At 37.1% G+C, this 18,122-nt stretch carries 15 protein-coding genes; 9 read left to right on the forward strand and 6 right to left on the reverse strand.

The annotated features are described in order from the left end of the window. Positions 1-30: 30 nt before the first annotated feature. Positions 31-1,665 carry an arylsulfatase gene (locus AC6H0V_RS04955; protein WP_497562607.1) on the reverse strand — a complete coding sequence of 545 codons (1,635 nt, stop codon included), beginning with the start codon at positions 1,663-1,665 and terminating at the stop codon, positions 31-33. 222 nt (positions 1,666-1,887) lie between these two features. Between AC6H0V_RS04955 and mutS the strand changes: the two genes are divergently transcribed. The 5 genes from mutS (at position 1,888) to AC6H0V_RS04980 (ending at position 6,922) form a co-directional block, all read left to right on the forward strand. Then, on the forward strand, positions 1,888-4,497 hold the full coding sequence (gene mutS, locus AC6H0V_RS04960) for a DNA mismatch repair protein MutS (protein ID WP_497562608.1): 2,610 nt from the start codon (positions 1,888-1,890) through the stop codon (positions 4,495-4,497). Between the two features lie 159 nt (positions 4,498-4,656). After that, positions 4,657-5,148, forward strand: coding sequence for a C40 family peptidase (locus tag AC6H0V_RS04965; protein WP_497562609.1), 492 nt, complete (start codon positions 4,657-4,659; stop codon positions 5,146-5,148). 1 nt (position 5,149) lies between these two features. Beyond that, the gene (locus tag AC6H0V_RS04970; protein ID WP_497562610.1) at positions 5,150-5,704 is read left to right on the forward strand and encodes a redoxin domain-containing protein; all 555 of its coding nucleotides are present in this window, start codon (positions 5,150-5,152) and stop codon (positions 5,702-5,704) included. Positions 5,705-5,831: 127 nt separating this feature from the next. Continuing rightward, positions 5,832-6,308: a TlpA family protein disulfide reductase gene (locus AC6H0V_RS04975; RefSeq protein WP_497562611.1), complete on the forward strand. Its 477-nt coding sequence runs from the start codon at positions 5,832-5,834 to the stop codon at positions 6,306-6,308. A gap of 2 nt (positions 6,309-6,310) precedes the next feature. Further along, positions 6,311-6,922: a thioredoxin family protein gene (locus tag AC6H0V_RS04980; protein ID WP_497562612.1), complete on the forward strand. Its 612-nt coding sequence runs from the start codon at positions 6,311-6,313 to the stop codon at positions 6,920-6,922. Between the two features lie 192 nt (positions 6,923-7,114). On the opposite strand, the gene AC6H0V_RS04985 is transcribed toward AC6H0V_RS04980, so the two are convergent. Together AC6H0V_RS04985 and AC6H0V_RS04990 are read right to left on the reverse strand one after the other, a co-directional pair. Next, complete coding sequence (locus tag AC6H0V_RS04985; RefSeq protein WP_497562613.1) at positions 7,115-9,019, reverse strand: DUF3857 domain-containing protein; 1,905 nt, start codon at positions 9,017-9,019, stop codon at positions 7,115-7,117. A gap of 2 nt (positions 9,020-9,021) precedes the next feature. Next, on the reverse strand, positions 9,022-10,998 hold the full coding sequence (locus AC6H0V_RS04990) for a DUF3858 domain-containing protein (protein ID WP_497562614.1): 1,977 nt from the start codon (positions 10,996-10,998) through the stop codon (positions 9,022-9,024). Positions 10,999-11,253: 255 nt separating this feature from the next. On the opposite strand from AC6H0V_RS04990, the gene AC6H0V_RS04995 reads away from it, so the two are divergent. The 3 genes from AC6H0V_RS04995 (at position 11,254) to AC6H0V_RS05005 (ending at position 14,737) form a co-directional block, all read left to right on the forward strand. Next, on the forward strand, positions 11,254-12,198 hold the full coding sequence (locus AC6H0V_RS04995) for an exonuclease domain-containing protein (RefSeq protein WP_497562615.1): 945 nt from the start codon (positions 11,254-11,256) through the stop codon (positions 12,196-12,198). Between the two features lie 35 nt (positions 12,199-12,233). Then, positions 12,234-12,635: a GxxExxY protein gene (locus tag AC6H0V_RS05000; RefSeq protein WP_497562616.1), complete on the forward strand. Its 402-nt coding sequence runs from the start codon at positions 12,234-12,236 to the stop codon at positions 12,633-12,635. 209 nt (positions 12,636-12,844) lie between these two features. Further along, positions 12,845-14,737 (forward strand): M1 family metallopeptidase, encoded by a 1,893-nt coding sequence (locus AC6H0V_RS05005; RefSeq protein ID WP_497562617.1) that lies wholly within the window; start codon positions 12,845-12,847, stop codon positions 14,735-14,737. A 25-nt stretch (positions 14,738-14,762) separates the two neighbouring features. Here AC6H0V_RS05005 and AC6H0V_RS05010 read toward each other — a convergent pair whose 3' ends face one another. Both AC6H0V_RS05010 and queG read right to left on the reverse strand, forming a co-directional pair. Further along, positions 14,763-15,689 carry a hypothetical protein gene (locus AC6H0V_RS05010; RefSeq protein ID WP_497562618.1) on the reverse strand — a complete coding sequence of 309 codons (927 nt, stop codon included), beginning with the start codon at positions 15,687-15,689 and terminating at the stop codon, positions 14,763-14,765. After that, the gene (gene queG, locus AC6H0V_RS05015; RefSeq protein WP_497562619.1) at positions 15,686-16,633 is read right to left on the reverse strand and encodes a tRNA epoxyqueuosine(34) reductase QueG; all 948 of its coding nucleotides are present in this window, start codon (positions 16,631-16,633) and stop codon (positions 15,686-15,688) included. Before queG ends, AC6H0V_RS05010 begins: the two co-directional genes overlap by 4 nt. An 81-nt stretch (positions 16,634-16,714) precedes the next feature. Here queG and AC6H0V_RS05020 point away from each other — a divergent pair, with 81 nt between their 5' ends. Next, positions 16,715-16,939, forward strand: coding sequence for a hypothetical protein (locus AC6H0V_RS05020; protein WP_497562620.1), 225 nt, complete (start codon positions 16,715-16,717; stop codon positions 16,937-16,939). Here AC6H0V_RS05020 and AC6H0V_RS05025 read toward each other — a convergent pair. Then, positions 16,936-18,108 (reverse strand): redoxin domain-containing protein, encoded by a 1,173-nt coding sequence (locus tag AC6H0V_RS05025; RefSeq protein WP_497562621.1) that lies wholly within the window; start codon positions 18,106-18,108, stop codon positions 16,936-16,938. The two genes, AC6H0V_RS05020 and AC6H0V_RS05025, sit on opposite strands and share 4 nt — an antisense overlap. Positions 18,109-18,122 lie beyond the last annotated feature (14 nt).

An 18,122-nucleotide genomic window follows, 5' to 3' on the forward strand; every position in this document is an offset into this window, starting at 1 on the left:
ACTGAGAACTGTAAACTGCCAACTGTAAACTCACAACTCCCTATCCATCAACCTTCCCCTTTCCCAAAGGTCGGTTCCGTCTAATGGGAAAACGTTGTTTTTATTGGCCCAATTGGTCCAATCGGCTGCCATTAATTTCACTTTAGCTGGGAATTTTGACGCTAGATTTACGGTTTCAGAACGATCATTATTGAGATTGTACAACTCCCAAACTCCGGCAAAAGGTGCTTTGTTATTACTTTTTGAAACCAGTTTCCATCCATCAGGTGTTAAGATTGCGCAATTGGCCTCATGCTCCCAATACAAGGTACGTTTGGCAATGGTTTTTCCGGTGAGGAGGGGCATAATGTTTACACCCTGCATCGCGTGGATTGATTTACCATGATACGATTTTGGATAAACCGCACCAGCCAGCTGCACAAATGTGGGCATCAGATCGATAATATGAGCAGGAGTTTTAACCATGGTACCGTTGGGTGCTAATTTTCCAGGCCACGATGCGATAAATGGAGCAGAAATACCACCTTCATGTACCCTACATTTGTACAGTTTAAAAGGTGTGTTGCTTAAATTAGCCCAATTGGTACGATAACTTTCATAGCTTTCTACCGTGCCCAATTTTTCGATGGTTTTATCGGTGTTGCTAATGGTTTCGGCACAGCCACCATTGTCTGACATAAAAATTACCAAGGTATTTTTGATCAGATCATTCTTTTCAAGTGCAACTATAATCCTTCCAATTCCTTGGTCCATGCAATCTATTTGAGCTGCATAAATAGCCATTCGTTTTATCCATAATGCCTTTTCTGATGGTGGTACATCTTTCCAGGCAGGTACAGTATCCGTTCGCTTAGTTAATTTGGTTGTAGGGGCTAAAATTCCCATTTTGAGCATTCTGTTATAGCGCTCTACACGTAATTGGTCCCAACCTTTCTCGTACATCTTCATATATTTTTGAATGTCGGCGGGCTTGGCATGTAGGGGCCAGTGGGGTGCGGTATACGCTACATACATGAAAAACGGATCTTTTTTTGATTTTAACTGATGTTCATTGATGTATTTTGAGGCCGAATCTGAGATTGCATCGGTTAAGTAAAAATTCTCAGGTGCCTTAATTATCGTATTTCCCGCCGCTAAGCCTTTCGGTGTAAAGAAGCTTCCAGATCCTGGGATGGTCCCAAAATATCGATCAAATCCCCGCTGTAAAGGCCAGTTGTTTTTCGGTCCGTTGTTTTTGGTATTTATACTCACGTGCCATTTTCCGGCCATATAAGATTTATAGCCCGCTGTTTTTAGAACTTCGGGAATAGTTACACAATTGGTGCTTATCTCTCCTTGGTAACCCGGCGCCTTTTGATTGAAGCCGGTCATGTAACCTAAACCCGTATTGTGCGGGTACAGTCCTGTGAGCAAGGATGCCCGCGTTGGACAACACCTCGCTGTATTATAAAACTGATTAAATTTTACACCTTTCTTGGCCAACTTATCTATGTTTGGAGTCGAGATTTCGGAACCATAGGCACCAATATCTGAATAACCCATGTCATCGGCCATAATGAACACAATATTAGGCTTTACTTGGGCCATCGAGGCCACGCTGTATCCGATTAAGGCGATTAAGAGTGTAATTTGCCTTAAATAAAATGATTGTTTGTTTTGCATCATGGGTTAAAATCGATCTTGAAAAATAAATTTATAAAAAAGAATTGAGAGTCTTAGGTTTGGCGTTTTTTCGCTAAACTCTAGACGCTTATCGTTGAGCGCGGCAATTTTATCTTCACGATTAAAAATCCTAAAAAACCTCTCCACAATCTTTTTAATTTTCAACAAAAACTTCGAACAAGCCCATCAAGATACTATATTTACACCTTAGTAATTTAAAAAATTTTGGCCAAAGCTGCAGCAAAAGAAACTCCATTAATGACCCAGTATAATACCATTAAGGCGAAATATCCTGGTGCGTTGTTGTTGTTTAGGGTAGGTGATTTTTACGAAACTTTTGGCGAAGACGCAATAAAAACAGCTCAGATTTTAGGGATTGTTTTAACCCGAAGGGGTACTGGACCGAATGGAGCCTTAGAATTGGCCGGTTTTCCACATCATTCTCTAGAAAATTATCTCTCGAAATTGGTACGTGCCGGACAACGAGTGGCCATTTGCGATCAGTTAGAAGACCCTAAATTAACCAAGAATATTGTAAAAAGGGGTGTTACCGAATTGGTTACGCCAGGAGTTGCTTATAACGATAATATTTTAAACCAGAAATCGAACAATTATTTAGCTGCCGTTTTTTTTGATAAACAGAATTTAGGTGTGGCTTTCTGCGATATTTCTACCGGTGAATTTTTATTAGCTCAAGGAAATCCTGAATATATTGATAAACTTTTACAAGGTTTTAGACCCACTGAAGTTGTTTTTCAAAAAAGTAAACGACATGAATTCCTCTCGCTCTTTGGCGATAAATTTTATACCTATCCGCTTGATGATTGGGCATTTACAAGTGATTACGCCGATGAAATATTAACCAAGCACTTTGAGGTAAACTCGCTCAAAGGTTTTGGTGTGGATAAACTAACAACAGGTATCGTAGCTGCTGGAGTAGTTCTCTATTATTTGGGCGAAACCGAACACCGCAATTTGCAGCATATTTCCTCCATATCGCGTCTAGAAGAAGATCGTTTTATGTGGCTGGATCGATTTACCATTCGTAACCTCGAACTGGTAAGTACTGCAAATGACAATGGGGTAACCCTTTTTGATGTGTTGGATGAAACCAGCACGCCCATGGGGGCAAGGATGCTGCACAAATGGATCATCATGCCTCTCAAAGAGCTTAAACCTATTCAGGAACGCTTGGGCATGGTAGAATACCTGGTGGCTCACGATGAACTTGTAAGAGAATTTTTAACACACATAAAGCCAATAGGCGATTTAGAGAGGCTTATTTCGAAGGTTGGTTTACAAAAAGCTGGTCCAAGAGAACTGCTTCAACTGAAAAGGGCACTAATCCATATCGAAGAAGTTAAAAGGTTGGCAGAAGCCACACAAAATCCATTTTTAACGGCGCTGGCTTCGCGATTAGATCCATGCCAAAGCATTAAAGATAAACTAGAACGAGAACTGCAACCTGATCCGCCCGCGTTATTGGTTAAAGGAAATGTAATTGCCGATGGGATAGATGAAGAATTGGATCGCCTACGTAAAATCGCCTTTGGCGGGAAAGAATATTTGGTCGAAATTCAGAAAAGAGAGGCCTTAAATACCGGTATTCCTTCGCTAAGGATCTCATTTAATAACGTTTTTGGCTATTATCTTGAAGTTACGCACACCCATAAAGATAAGGTGCCCGAAAGCTGGATCAGAAAACAAACACTGGTAAACGCAGAGCGATACATTACGCCTGAACTGAAAGAATACGAAGAACAGATTTTGGGCGCCGAAGAAAAAATACATGCCATCGAAGTGCGGTTGTACAATGAATTGATGCATCAAGTATCGCATTTTATCAAGCCTATCCAACTCAATGCTTTTTTAATAGCTCAGTTAGATGTGTTGTTATGTTTTGCACAACTGGCCGTTAAAAATCACTATGTAAAACCGATTTTGAACAATAAAAAGGAATTGGATATCAAAGGGGGGCGCCATCCTGTAATTGAGAAGAAATTGCCCATTGGTCAGGAATACATTACAAACGATGTATTTTTGGATAACGATACCCAACAGATCATTATCATTACTGGACCCAACATGTCGGGTAAATCTGCAATCTTAAGACAAACCGCTTTAATTGTATTGATGGCGCAAATGGGTTGCTTCGTTCCTGCTAAGGAGGTAAATATTGGTATAATCGATAAAATTTTTACCCGGGTAGGAGCGTCTGATAATTTGTCGTCTGGCGAAAGTACATTCATGGTAGAAATGAATGAAACCGCCAGTATCCTAAATAATATTTCTGATCGAAGCTTAATTTTATTGGATGAAATTGGTAGGGGAACCAGCACTTACGATGGTATCTCTATTGCCTGGTCTATTGCCGAATTTTTGCACGAACACCCTACGGCCAGACCTAAGACATTATTTGCTACGCATTACCATGAGTTAAATGAATTGGAAAATACTATGGTAAGAATTAAAAACTTCAATGTTACAATTAAAGAAATGTCGAATAAGGTAATTTTCTTGCGTAAACTGGTGCCTGGGGGAAGCGAACATAGTTTTGGGATCCATGTAGCAAAAATGGCGGGTATGCCCTCTAAACTGATCAATAGGGCAAATGAGATCCTAAAAAGACTAGAGATAGACAGAACGGAAGGACAAAGCATTAAGGATAGCATTAAAAAAGTACAGAATCAGGCATATCAGCTCCAGATGTTTGCTGTTGATGATCCTGTTTTGGTGAAGATTAGGGATACATTAAATAACTTAGATGTAAATGTATTAACTCCCGTAGAGGCTTTGCTTAAGTTAGATGAAATACAACGGTTGATAAAGACCTAGGCGTAAAGCGACAAGCATTTGGCGCTAATCGGGAAGCGTAGAGTTTGGTGTAATGCGTTGATTGAAGCTCTGAAGGCTAACTCGAAGATAATCCTTCGGCCATAATAACAATTTAATGATACAACAATTTAACAATACTTCAAAATAACCAATAGATCAATGAAATTCAGATCCCTCTTATTGCTACTTTTAGCTGTATTGATGCTCGTTTCTTGCGGTACAAGAAAATATCCTGTTAAGGCGGATACGAAAGCGGCTAGAGCGGCTGATGCGATGGCGGCATTAAAAAGCAGGGATCTTTATAAGTTTATCGCAGATTGGACAGGGGTGAAGTATAAACTGGGAGGTTTGGATAAAAGCGGGATTGATTGCTCAGGGTTTGCGCTTTTGTTAGAAAAAAATATTTACGGGTTTACCTTGCCCAGACGATCAAAAGATCAGGCTGAAGCCGTTAAAAAGAAGAATATAAATAATTTAGAGGAGGGAGATCTTATATTTTTCTCTTTTGGAGGCAATGAAGTAGACCATGTTGGCGTTTACTTGAATAACGATTTTTTTGTACACGCATCAACCACACGAGGAGTTGTAGTTGACGACCTAAAATTACCTGTTTATCAACAAGCAATTGTAAAAACAGGAACCCTAAAATAATATGATACGTAAACTAATTTTTTTTCTTGTAGTTGGTGTTTGTTTGAACGGAGCAGCTTATGCGCAGATCAAGGCCCTTGAAGTTGGTCAGGTTATGCCAAGTCTTTCCTTATTAAGCACATCGGGCACCATGTATGATCTGAACGCCCAAAAAGGAGCAAAGGGTTTTATTCTAGTATTTATGACCCCCACTTGCGATCATTGTATTGCGTACGAACCGCGGATTGTTGCTTTAAATCAAAAATATAAGAATAAAGGCTTTCCTCTGGTTGCCATCGGGCCTTATGGTGATGACCCGGTTAAATATCCGCTGGATGCGTTGCCAGAAATGAAAAAATTAGCGAAGGCGAAAAATTTCCAGTTTCCCTATCTTTCTGATGATCATTTCAAATACACATGGTTGTTGGGCATCAAAACTACACCAACTGCAGTGGTTTTACAAAAAAAATCAAATGGTTACCTTATTAAATATGTAGGGAGGATTGACGATGAGCAAGATTATAAGAAAGTGCCTAAACGGAAATTTGTGGAGGAAATAGTGAACAAATTGATATGAGTTAACTATTTGCCTTTGGTTAACTGTTTAATTGTACAATTGGTTAACTGTTTAATTGGTTAATTGTTTAACTGGTTAATTGTGAGAACTAACTCCAAACCCCCAACTCAATACCCTGAACTCAAACATGAAATACCTGCTCACGTCACTCTTAATTGTTACATTTTTTTGTGCACAGGCTCAAGTTAAATCACTAACTTTAAGTGAGTTAACAAATAGGATGTTAAAAGGCAAGGATACCACGTATGTTGTTAATTTTTGGGCAACGTGGTGTGGGCCGTGTGTAGCAGAACTTCCAAATTTTGAGAAATTGGGTCAGGCACAGTTAGCCCATCCCGTAAAGGTACTATTGATAAGCCTTGATTTTAAATCAAAATTACAGACAGCGGTTATTCCGTTTGTTAAAAAGAATAAAATTAAAAGCGAAGTATTTGTGATTAACGAGACGGATCAACAAGCGTTTATAGAAAAGGTGGACAAAAGTTGGTCGGGTGCCATTCCAGCCACGCTTTTTATTAATACGAATAAAAATATCCGAACATTTTACGAAAAGGAATTTACCTATAAAGAACTTATAAGAACAATAGAAACACTAATTAATTGATCATGAAAAATTTTTTATTCGCTTGCTTCTTGATGCTAGGCATCATGGCAAAAGCACAAACTGGATATCAAGTTGGAGATATAGTTGGCGATTTCAGTCTAAAGAATGTAAATGGAGCTACTGTATCGCTTGCTGATTATAAGGATGCGAAAGGATATATCGTGGTTTTTACCTGCAATACCTGTCCTGTCGCTCAGGCCTATCAGGATAGAATCGAGAGGTTAAACCAAAGTTATTCATCTAAAGGATATCCGGTTGTTGCCATTAATACCAATGATCCTGTCGCTTCCCCTGGCGATAGTTATGCAAAAATGCAATCTTATGCCAAAAATGAAAAATTTAGTTATGCTTATCTTGAAGATCCGGATCAAGTATATACCAAAAAATATGGTGCCACTAAAACACCTACTACTTTTGTGATCCAGAAAACTGCTAAGGGAAATGAAATTGCCTACATAGGGGCAATAGATAATGATCAAGAAGAAAGTGGAACGGATACAACGCCATATGTAGTTAATGCTGTTGATTTATTGCTCCAAGGAAAAAGACCTAGCATTACTAATGTGAAAGCCATTGGCTGTAGTGTGAAATGGAAAAAAGAGGGAACTAAATAATTAGTTCATTAGCTCATTAGTCATTAGGCAGGATACATAGCGATCGCCACAAATGAACCAATGATACTAATGAACCATTGCTAATATGTATGCTTAATCAAAAGAACTCGTCCTTTTGGACCAAATACAAACGCTTTGCATCTACAGAAATACTGATGTATCTGATTATGATTATTGGAATTGCATTGGGTATTATTTTTTTAAGCTAAGCACAACCTTAAAATGATCTGACGTATTTACCTGAGCGATAAATTGCGAAAATGTGGCATAGCTTGAGGCTGGAAAGGTTCCTTCATTCAGAATGAGTTTTCTCACATAAATTAACTGTTGGTTTATAAACTTGATTTTAGATTCGTATTCGCCAAACTCATTACTAAAGTGTTTATCGCTTATTTCTGTTAATGGGATTGCGTTTTCTGGCAATTGATATACAATGGTATCTACGTCTTTATATCCACGGTTGATATATACAGGCATCATTCTATTTTTCACCTCCGGTATAGTTTCTTTAATGTTAAACGCATTTACCAGCAGAAACAAGCGATCGTTATTTATGGAGCCATAATTTCTTATAGTAATCGCTAAATTTTCTGTCAATTCAGGCTTTTCACTTTTCTTTTGAAGATATGATATCTGATCAAAGTTAATGTTATCAATATCATAAGTAGCTTTTAACAGTCGTTGCTGCTCTGTAAGAGGTTTAGCAACCATTCTTTCATTGTTATCATATTGAGCTCCTTTAAAAACCGTATTTACCGTTCCGGTAATATTTCCATCTTTTGACAAGGTAAGCACTGCATTTCTTACCTGTAAATTTTCTTGAGCGCTTAGTTTGGGTGTTTTTAGGAGTTTACCCCCAGTAGAAGTACAAGCTAATACATAACGATCATCTGTAAAGTCGCCCAAAAAACCAAAGGGAATAGTCTGACTTGTACATTCTACCCAGGTGGTGTCGCCCTTTAACGGAAGACATAATATGATGTGGTTACCTTGGTTCATACTTGCGTAACTAGGGTCGAGGCTTACCTTTTCTAATCCGGCCTCTACCACACAATAATAGGATTCGATGCCCACACAATTTAGGAGGCTTTGCATGTAGTTTACCAAAGCCTTGCAATCGCCATAGCCAAGTCGGTCTACATCTGCCGCAGCAACAGGCTGAAAACCTCCAATTCCTATTTGCACACTAATGTATCTGGTTTTATCCTGAAGATAAGTGTAGATCTTTTTTGCCTTTTCCTTGTCGGTAGGCTCATTCTTAACCAAATCTTTCATCATTTGTACTGTTGCCGGAGAGACCGTATTTCTTCCCTTTAACAGATTGTCGTACGTCCATTTGCCCAATTCCTCCCAGTTGGTATAACTTCCTTTGTAATTAAAATAGCTGAAATTTTTGGGTGCAACTTTAATGTTAGTTAAATAAGTTTCCTGATTCGGACTAAATGGTTCAGGCTTAATACCAGTTAAATTATTCACTTTCCAAAACAAAATTTTCTGTTTTTCATTAGAATTATCTTTCGGACCTCCCAGATAGTTCTTTGCATTGATCCTAAACTCGTCGGTTGGCTTACAAATGAAGATGTAACTGCTCTTTTCAACAGAAACATCGCTTGCTGGTTTAGGGGTCCAGTCTGGAATAATAAGATTTTGCTTAAATTTTATTTCGTAATGGTAAACAACCGTATAAGGAAAGGTATTTGCTGCAGGAAAATAATGTTTTACCCTGCTATCTTCAAACAAAGAAAATCCTTGAACAGCACTTTCATCCCTAAAATCACTTTGTGAAAACTTACCCGTCAGTTTTCCAAATTCGTTATAAATCTCACCTTTAATACCTTTTATAATGGTATTTTTATCATAAAATAAAACTAAACCGGCACTGCTTTCGCCGTTCTTATTTAAAATTGTAATGGCTTTATTTACTGTATAGTTAACTTCGTTGGGCGCTTGCATATCAACAATCGTTTCCTCATTTCTGATGGTAGCATTGGCCCGGCTAAGCAGGGGGGATGGAATTAGGCTCGCATCATAGTTGTCTTGGGCAAAACCCGCTAGCGCACTTAAAAAGAAAATTGAAAATAGTAGTGGATATTTCATTTTTAATCAGCCTTTTTTAGTAGGACATCGGTTTTTTGATTTTGAATAATCTTACTATAAAATTCTTTAAGACTTAGATATTCATCGGCTGGATATATAGCTTTGTTAAGCTGCAAAATCTGACTTACGGAAATTACGTTTTCGTTAACATTGGTTTGCAGCAAATAGCGCCCGCCATTGCCTGGTAAAGCCATCGCCATATCTTTCGGTTTTTCTTTTAGCGTATATGTATTGGGTAAGCTAATGTTAATGACGATTCGTTCATCTAATGTTGCGCCTAAATCTATGGGATAAGTTCTATCGTTCAAATTAAAAGGATTTTTTGTAATTCGATTTACAAAAAATGGATTAATAAATAATTGCTCTTTATCTGTTGCGGTATCATAACCTTCAAATTCTATATCATATATCTCGATCAGTGGCTTGTCTACACTATCAACATTTAAGATCTGCTGTTTAGAAATGCTAATTTTAGGCATTTGTTCGTCCAGCTTTTCTACATACTCTTCTGCACTGGAATATTTTTTAATATCTTTTCTCTTATTAAAAGCTGCATAACCGAGTGTAGTGGTGCTAATTGTGCCTTTTATTTTACCATCAGTAGTTAAGGTTCCGTTAAGTACATAACTGGTTACGCTTTTTTGCGCGGCTTTTAGATCAATCCAGTAAGAGGGTTTCTTTAGGTTTAGCACCCTTCCTTGATCGTTGATACACCTTAGAGGTAAAAGCCCAAATGGTAGTAAGGGATCGGTTGCGTCTAATAGATAACTTTTATCGCCAATGTTAACTTTAGCAACAATGTAATTAAATTCTGTAATCACAGGATAAATCTTATTTACAATACCATTTTCTCGGGTTGAGATCAGTACAGCTTCAACATCCAGCTCTGCTGCAGACAAAGCCGCAATCAGATTAAGATTGATATCTGCTACATTACCTGTTCTTGCTTCTAATATTGTTTTCAGGTTATCATCGGTCCTAAATCCGTAATAATTATTCCATTTTAATTGTTTATTAATGTAATTATAAACCGCTTTCGCCTTACTTAACTCGTCGGTAGTTCCTTCCAATATAGTGGGTATAAGTGCTTTAAATACATCTTTTCGTTTCATTTGTCCGCCTATACCTTTATTGGAAATCAATTCGAAATCAACATCTTTCCATGATTTTGTATATGCTTGTTTGCTTCCGTTTAGTAATTGAACATCAGAAAGTTCGAAATAAATGGCCGATTTAAAATTACTTGGTGCTGTCATGAAGCTTTCCTCAACAAAGGCAGGAATATTTTTCATGATATAGGTCATTTTAGAACAATCGATAGGCACACCGGATAATCTTATACACTCTTTATCTAATTCTGATTTTTGATCGCTTAACTTATAAAAGCCTCTTAGAATTACATTGTAATTGTAGTTTCCAGGAATGAAAGCAACAAATTCGCTATTTACTTTTGGGATATCATCTTGAAATTCCCAAGTTTTAAAGTTGAAAATCAGCGGGGAGGTTAAATGGTAACTGTATTCTATTACTGATCCCTCTTTTATATTTGGAAGGGTAAATTTGGTGAGGTAGGTATTTTTAGATCTATTTTCTTTAAATAGGGCCTTTTTGTCCATGGGAGTTTCCACTACTTTACCATCAACCAAATTAAAGGTCGAAGCACGGACATCATCTATAAATTCTTCCATATCTTCATCCTTATAGGTTGGGATTACAATGTTTGCATTTTTAAAGCCGTCTTTATTGTAGATCTTAATTTTTACATGATAATCAAAAATCACTACCAATCTGCCAATCGCTTCATCCAGTTGCAATCTTGCTGTACCAAATTCTTTTAAAACCACTGCGTTTGCACTGCTATCTATATTTTTTCTGTCGAAATAATAATCACTATTTGTAATTTCACCAAAGGTAAAATTCTGGGCATAAGTGCATAACGCGATAAAGTGAAGTATAAACACTAAAAGGATTTTCTTCATGAGGGCTGATTTGGTTTTCTTCAGCAATTTAATCGTACATATTTAGATTTCGAAATAAATTGCAATTAAAATTTTATCCAATTCTATATCACAAATGAAACCTTTTTAGCACATTTGACTAGGATTATAAGATTTTAGGATTTCATTGCTTGATTAGAAAAAGATTTATCTTAAAAATAGATTTTTTGAGATAAATGACTAACAGTAGTAAAATTCTATAATTTAAAAAATCATCCTAAATCTTAAAATCTTACTATGAAATTAAACTTAAAACGTCCTCTGGCTTTCTTCGATCTTGAGGCTACCGGAATCAATGTTGGTGCAGATAGAATTGTAGAAATAGCCATTTTAAAGGCAATGCCCGATGGAACTGAGCAGATTTTAGCCAAAAGAATAAACCCAGAAATCCCCATTCCTTTGGTTACTTCCTTAATTCATGGGATTTATGATTCTGACGTAAAGGATGAGCAGACCTTTAAGATGGCCGCCAAAGAAATAGCCGAATTTATTGGAGATGCTGATTTGGCAGGATACAATTCTAACAAATTTGATATTCCGATGCTTCTGGAAGAATTTTTAAGAGTTGGGATAGATTTTGATATGAGCGACAGAAAGTTTGTTGATGTACAGAATATCTTCCACCAAATGGAGCAGCGCACGTTGAAGGCGGCCTATAAATTTTATTGCGAAAAAGACATTATCAACGCCCACTCAGCAGAAGCTGATATTAGGGCAACGTATGAAGTATTTCTTTCGCAATTAGATAAGTACAAAGACACCGAATTTGAAGATAAACAAGGAAATAGATCTAAGCCTGTGCAAAATGATATTGAACTACTCCATCAATTTACCAATATGAATAGGGTGGTAGATTTTGCAGGACGAATGGTGTATAACGAAGATGGCGAGGAAGTAATTAATTTCGGAAAGCATAAAGGGAGGACTGTTGAGCAGGTTTTTGATGCCGAGCCAAGTTATTACTCGTGGATGAAGCAGGGTGATTTTCCGTTGTACACCAAGAAAAAATTAGACGAAATTTGGGCTCGATGGAGCAAAAAGAAAGAAGATCAAAAATTGGCAAGACAACAAAGCCAACCGCCCAAACAAGATCATGCACCTCAAAAACCTCAAGACCAAAAACCTGCTACTCCTATTAACCAAGATATGCTAGAGCAGTTGAAGATGAAGTTTGGGAAGTAGCTCCACAGAAAAAGAAGTTACCACAGATAAAAAGGATGAACACAGATCTGACGATAAGAATGGTACTTGAAGAACTAAATTTAATTACCGAGAAAATTATTGGCGCCGCCTACATAGTTTCAAATACTCTTGGATCTGGATTTTTGGAGAAAGTATACGAAAATGCCTTGTTTTTAGAACTTGTTAAGCATGATTTATTAGTAATGAAGCAACAACCTCTGTTCGTATTTTATGATGAACAAATTGTTGGCGAATACTTTGTTGATCTGATGGTTGAAAATACAGTAATAGTGGAGGTAAAAGCTGTAAAACAACTTAACGAGATACACCAAGCACAGTTAATGAATTACCTGGTTGCCTGCAATAAAAGATGTGGGTTGTTAATTAACTTCGGAAACCCAAGGGTTGAAATTAAAAGAATATTGAATGGGTACTAGTCTTGCCCATATCTGCTCATGTGCGTATACATGTTGTTAAAAAGGTAATATTGGGCGAAAGTATCTGTGTTCATCTGTGTGTATCTGTGGTTAGAAAGGTAATAAAGGAGTCAAAGTATCTGTGTTCATCTGGGGTTAAAATCTTATGATAGTTAAAGAAATATTAGTGTGTATCCGTAGTTAAATTAGTTATAAATAAAAAAATGTTGATGGTAATTAAATTTTTTAAAAAAGTTAGGGGCATTCATCTGTGCGTTTCTGTGGCTCTACTCTCAATTGCATTTGATGGAATTGCTCAACTTCCTGTAGAACCGGTTTTCCAACAAGCGTATCAAAAGGGAACTCGAAATGTGAATGGGGAGCCTGGGGCGAAGTATTGGCAAAATACTGCAGACTATGACCTGAAATTAAGTTTTAATCCTACCACTCGAGAAGTGCAGGGAACGGTTCAAATAGATTATGAAAATAATAGTCCGGATACATTAAAAGAGATCTGGTTTAAATTATATCCTAATCTTTATCAAAAAGGAAATAAAACGGTTAAAGCTAGGATAAAAGAAGCTGATCAGGGAGATGGTTTACAGATTACTTCCGCTTTGCTAAATAATAACCAGATTGGTGTAAATCACTTAGAAGTTGAGGGGACGAACATGCACATAACTATTCCTCTTTTGGCTCCCGGTAAATCGATCAAGTTTAAATTTACATATCACTATATTTTAAATAAGGGTTCACACAGGCGCACTGGCGAAGTAGACGAAGGCGCTCATTTTATTGCTTATTCTTTCCCCAGAATCGCAGTTTATGATGACATAGATGGATGGAATAAATTACCATATGATGGAATAGGTGAATTCTATAATGATTTTTGCAATTTCAAAGCTGCGATAACCGTTCCTAAAAATTATTGCGTTTGGGCCACGGGCGATTTATTGAACGGATCTGAGGTACTGAACAAGGAAGTGTACAAAAAATTGCAATTAGCGAATAATAACGATGAAATTATTGACGTAATTGATAGCGTAACCCTAGCTCAAAATAGTGTTACTGCTCAAAAAGCATTCAATACCTTTAAATTTGAAGCAAAAAATGTGGTTGATTTTACCTTTGCCACGAGCAATCACTACCTGTGGAAATCATCAAGTTTGGTGGTCGACTCACTTACCAAAAGAAGAACCAGAGTAGATGCCGTTTTTAATTCAAAGCATAAAGATTTTTATGAGGTAATTGATTTTGCTCGTCAGACCGTTTATTATATGAGCTATGTTTTTCCTAAATGGCCCTTCCCGTATAGCCACGAAACGGTTTTTGATGGTTTAGATCAGATGGAGTACCCGATGATGGTAAATGATAATCCTACAAGTACGAAATTTGATTCCATTACGCTTACTGATCATGAGATTTTCCATACCATGTTTCCTTTTTATATGGGTATTAACGAAACAAAATACAGTTGGATGGATGAGGGATGGGCAACGATAGGTGAGTGGTTGATTTCTCCGATGATAGATCCTAGCATAGTTGATGATTATGGTGTTGCCCCTACAGAACGTTCTTCGGGCACCAAAGATGATACCCCAATTGTAACCTTAACCTATGCATTAACAGGTTCTGGAGCGTTTACTAATGCATATCCTAAGCCTGGATTTGGATATCTATTTGTAAAAGATTATTTAGGTGATGAACTGTTTAACAAGGCATTACATAATTATATCACCCTGTGGAATGGTAAACATCCGATGCCTTATGATTTCTTTTATAGCATGAATACTGGCGCCGGCAAAAACATGGATTGGTTTTGGAAACGTTGGTTTTTTGAGGAAGGTGTAACGGATATGGCTATAAAAGCAGTGGATAAAATTGATGGGGGATATACCATTCAAATAGAAAACAAAAGCAATAAACCCATGCCAATTGATTTGACCGTTACGTATAACGATGGTTCAACAGAAAAGGTTCATCATACTATAGGCGCTTGGGAAAGTGGAGAAAGACTCTTTACTTCAACACTTAAAACCACTAAACAAATAAGCAAGGTGGTAATGGGAAGTAGCCATGTGCCTGATAAGAATAAGAGTGATAATACATTTATAGTTAAATAAATCAAATAGCCGGCAGCAAATAGATTTAGTTGGATAATTGATACCCCGTTATTGGGTAAAACGGTTTTTCAATCATTCCTTCATCACTTAAAATGGAGCTATAAATTTCACTTTGTAACGTTTTCTTTAACGTTGTTTTCTTACCATTGATGTAGATTTTTTGTTGTACCAACCTTATCCCATGACTATAATCTGCCCACAAATTAGTGTGTTTGTTGTAAACCGGTTGGATAGCTTTTCCGTCTATCTTATGCCATCCATAGATTACAACCTTTGAAGTTTTTTCGGTATAGATCTTATTACTAATGATAATGTCTTTTTTGTTCCCGGCAGTAAGTGCGCCATGAAGGTGTTCAAGCCTATATGGGAGCAACTGTATGTTTACGGAATCGCTATGGGCTAGGAAAATGGGAACGGTGATCATGGCTTTTGTTGGTGGGATAGGTTTTGGTTGCAGTTTGATCGTGGCATTTAGGTAGATCATATCCACCATTTTCTTTGTAGGTAAGCTAGATTTGGTTAATTCAGCCACTCTTTGCGCCAATATCGGTGTCATGGGCACATAAAAGAAATCAGTATCGCCGCCAATGCAAAAATAATCTGGCAATACATAAAAGCTAACTGTTAGTGTGTCAGCATTGCGAATAGAAGTTTGTTTAACTTCCTTTAGCTTTCTTAAAAAACCTGGAACATTACCACTTTTAATTTCTTTAAAAATAATATTTTCTCTTTCTTCTAAAGTTAAGCTGCTATCGATGATGCTCTGAGCAAATGCTCTACCGCCTAAAGCATCGGCTTTACGAGATTTTAGTTTTAACTCTTGTGCAAAACAACTTTCTCTACCTAAGATTCCTATGATGAGGATAAACACCAACAAGTTTATAATCTTCTCCCAGCGGGATGCCTTTGGCACAACTTCTCCCAAAGGGATACCTTTGGCACAACTTTTCAAGCTTCCAACCTTCCTTCCTTTAAAAATTCCACATTTCTCTTCAATCCGTTAAACTTGGTTCGTTTTACTGCAGACCCTTTAAAAACCTGTTTAAAGACTTCGTCGGTCATTTCAGTTATTTCTTTATGGTTTAATTGCAGCAATAAATCAGCAGGGTTAAATGCCGGCTCTTGATGTGGTGTGGCAAAACGGTTCCAGGGGCAAACATCCTGACAAATGTCACATCCAAACATCCAATTTTCCATCCTCCCTTTAAATTCATTAGGAATTTCGTTCTTAAGCTCTATGGTAAGGTAGGAGATGCATTTGCTGCCATCCACTACATAGGGTGTCATGATCGCATTTGTTGGGCAAGCATCGATGCAACGGGTACACGAACCACAATGATCGGCAGCAAAAGGAAGGTCATATTGGAGTTCAAGATCTATAATCAGCTCTGCCAAAAAGAAAAAAGAGCCTGCTTCTTTGCTGATCAGGTTTGAATTTTTACCACGCCATCCCAAGCCAGATTTTTGGGCCCAAGCTTTATCCATAACTGGTGCAGAATCTACAAAACATCGCCCCGCCACTTCGCCGATTTCATCGCTAATAAACGCTAGCAAGGCTTTTAACTTCTCTTTAATTACAGAATGATAGTCCATCCCATAGGCATATTTAGAGATTTTTGGGGCATTTTGATCCACCTGTTTATCGTCGGTAAAATAGTTTAAGGTTAAAGAAACTACAGATTTAGCATCATCTACTAATAAGCGAGGATCAAGACGTTTGTCAAAATGATTTTCCATATAGGCCATTTCGCCATGATGGTTATTTTTAAGCCAATTTTCTAATCTAGGAGCCTCTTCTGATAAAAATTCTGCCTTTGCAATCCCACAAGCCATAAAACCGAGACGCATAGCTTCGGCCTTAATGAGTTGACTGTATTTGGCGGCATTGTTGATCATTGAAGCAAAGATAGGCTTTTGTTTAAAAACCTTTTAATGCATTATTTGTTACTACAGAAACATTAATTAATCCTCAACACCATGGCAAGTAACGATCCAAATCATATTGAAGACCCCAATAAACCTACACCACCTGTAGAAAAAAATTATGAAGCACATGCTGATAATCCGGGTCCGGCACCAACCGTAAATGAACCGGATAATAAGGGAGCAGGGCAAGCGCTGAAATGGATAATCCCAATTTTGGTTATTATTTTATTGATTGTTTACTTTGTTTACTTTAGAAATAATACATCAACGCATTAATTATTAAGCAGCGTTTTAACTTTCTCTTCAACACGAGAGAAGTCAACATTGGCGAGTATAATTTTATTGTACTTATCTAAAAGGAATATAGAGGGTATGCCACTTATATTAAACTTGGCAGAAATTTCTTTATAGTCTCCTGGTAGATTTGATAAATTAGGCCAAGGCATTTTTTCTTGTGTTAATGCTTTTTTCCAATCGTTGATATTATGATCTATTGAAATGCTCACTATATTAATTCCCTTCGCGTGATATTTGGTGTATAAATTTTTAAGATCAGGAATTTCTTCACGACAGGGGACACACCAGCTCGCCCAAAAAACCACAATTGTTCCTTTTGCCCCTTTGATATTGGTTAATTCTATTTTCTTTTGGAGGCGATTATTATAACTAAAGTATGGAAAAGGTTGAGTGGGTAAGATTAATTTGCTTTGTTGGATGTAGTTAAGCATGTTTTTACCGTATCCGGTTTTTAACAATTTAGGGTCAAACAGCTTAACAAGTTCTTCCAGTTCTGTAGGTGTAAATACTTTACTATTCTGGTATAGATTTATTAAACCAAGATGAATGGAAGGGTTTTCGATAATAATTCTTCTAAAATTAGCTTTAAATTTAACAGCTTGCTCTGTTTTATTTTTTATGGCCTCGTTTAATGCGATTGTATTATGGGCTTTTTTTAACGAATCGATTTTCGGATTTAATTCATGGATATAGGTAGGGGATATAAGACCATACCTGAATAAAAAGTCAGTTTCTTTAGATCCGGTTATTGATAGTCCTCTTTTGTTATTTACATCACCTTCTATTAAAGTTTCCGTGTTTTCTAAAATAAAATCGAGATGTTGTTTGCCAGTAACTGGATTGAAAAATTTTAACCCCGTTGCTTTATGACTAATCGTGTCAATGTATGAAATATTTGAAGACCAGGCTGGATCAAGAAGGGTAGTATCTTTATGTAAAATAAATTTGCCATCAATAACCTTCGCCGAATCAATCTTTGGCCAATAAGGATGGTTATCTTTAGGGTCTCGTTTTCCAATCCGCATAAAGACCCATTTTGCCGACAAATTTTTAATATTTCCTGTAATCGTATAACCTTTTGATTGGGGCGGTTTGGAATCGCCACCCAAGGATATGCAGAATAAAAGAAGAATCGAGAGGACTTTCATCGCCAGAGGTTTAA

It is taken from the genome of Pedobacter sp. NO84, assembly GCF_059703915.1.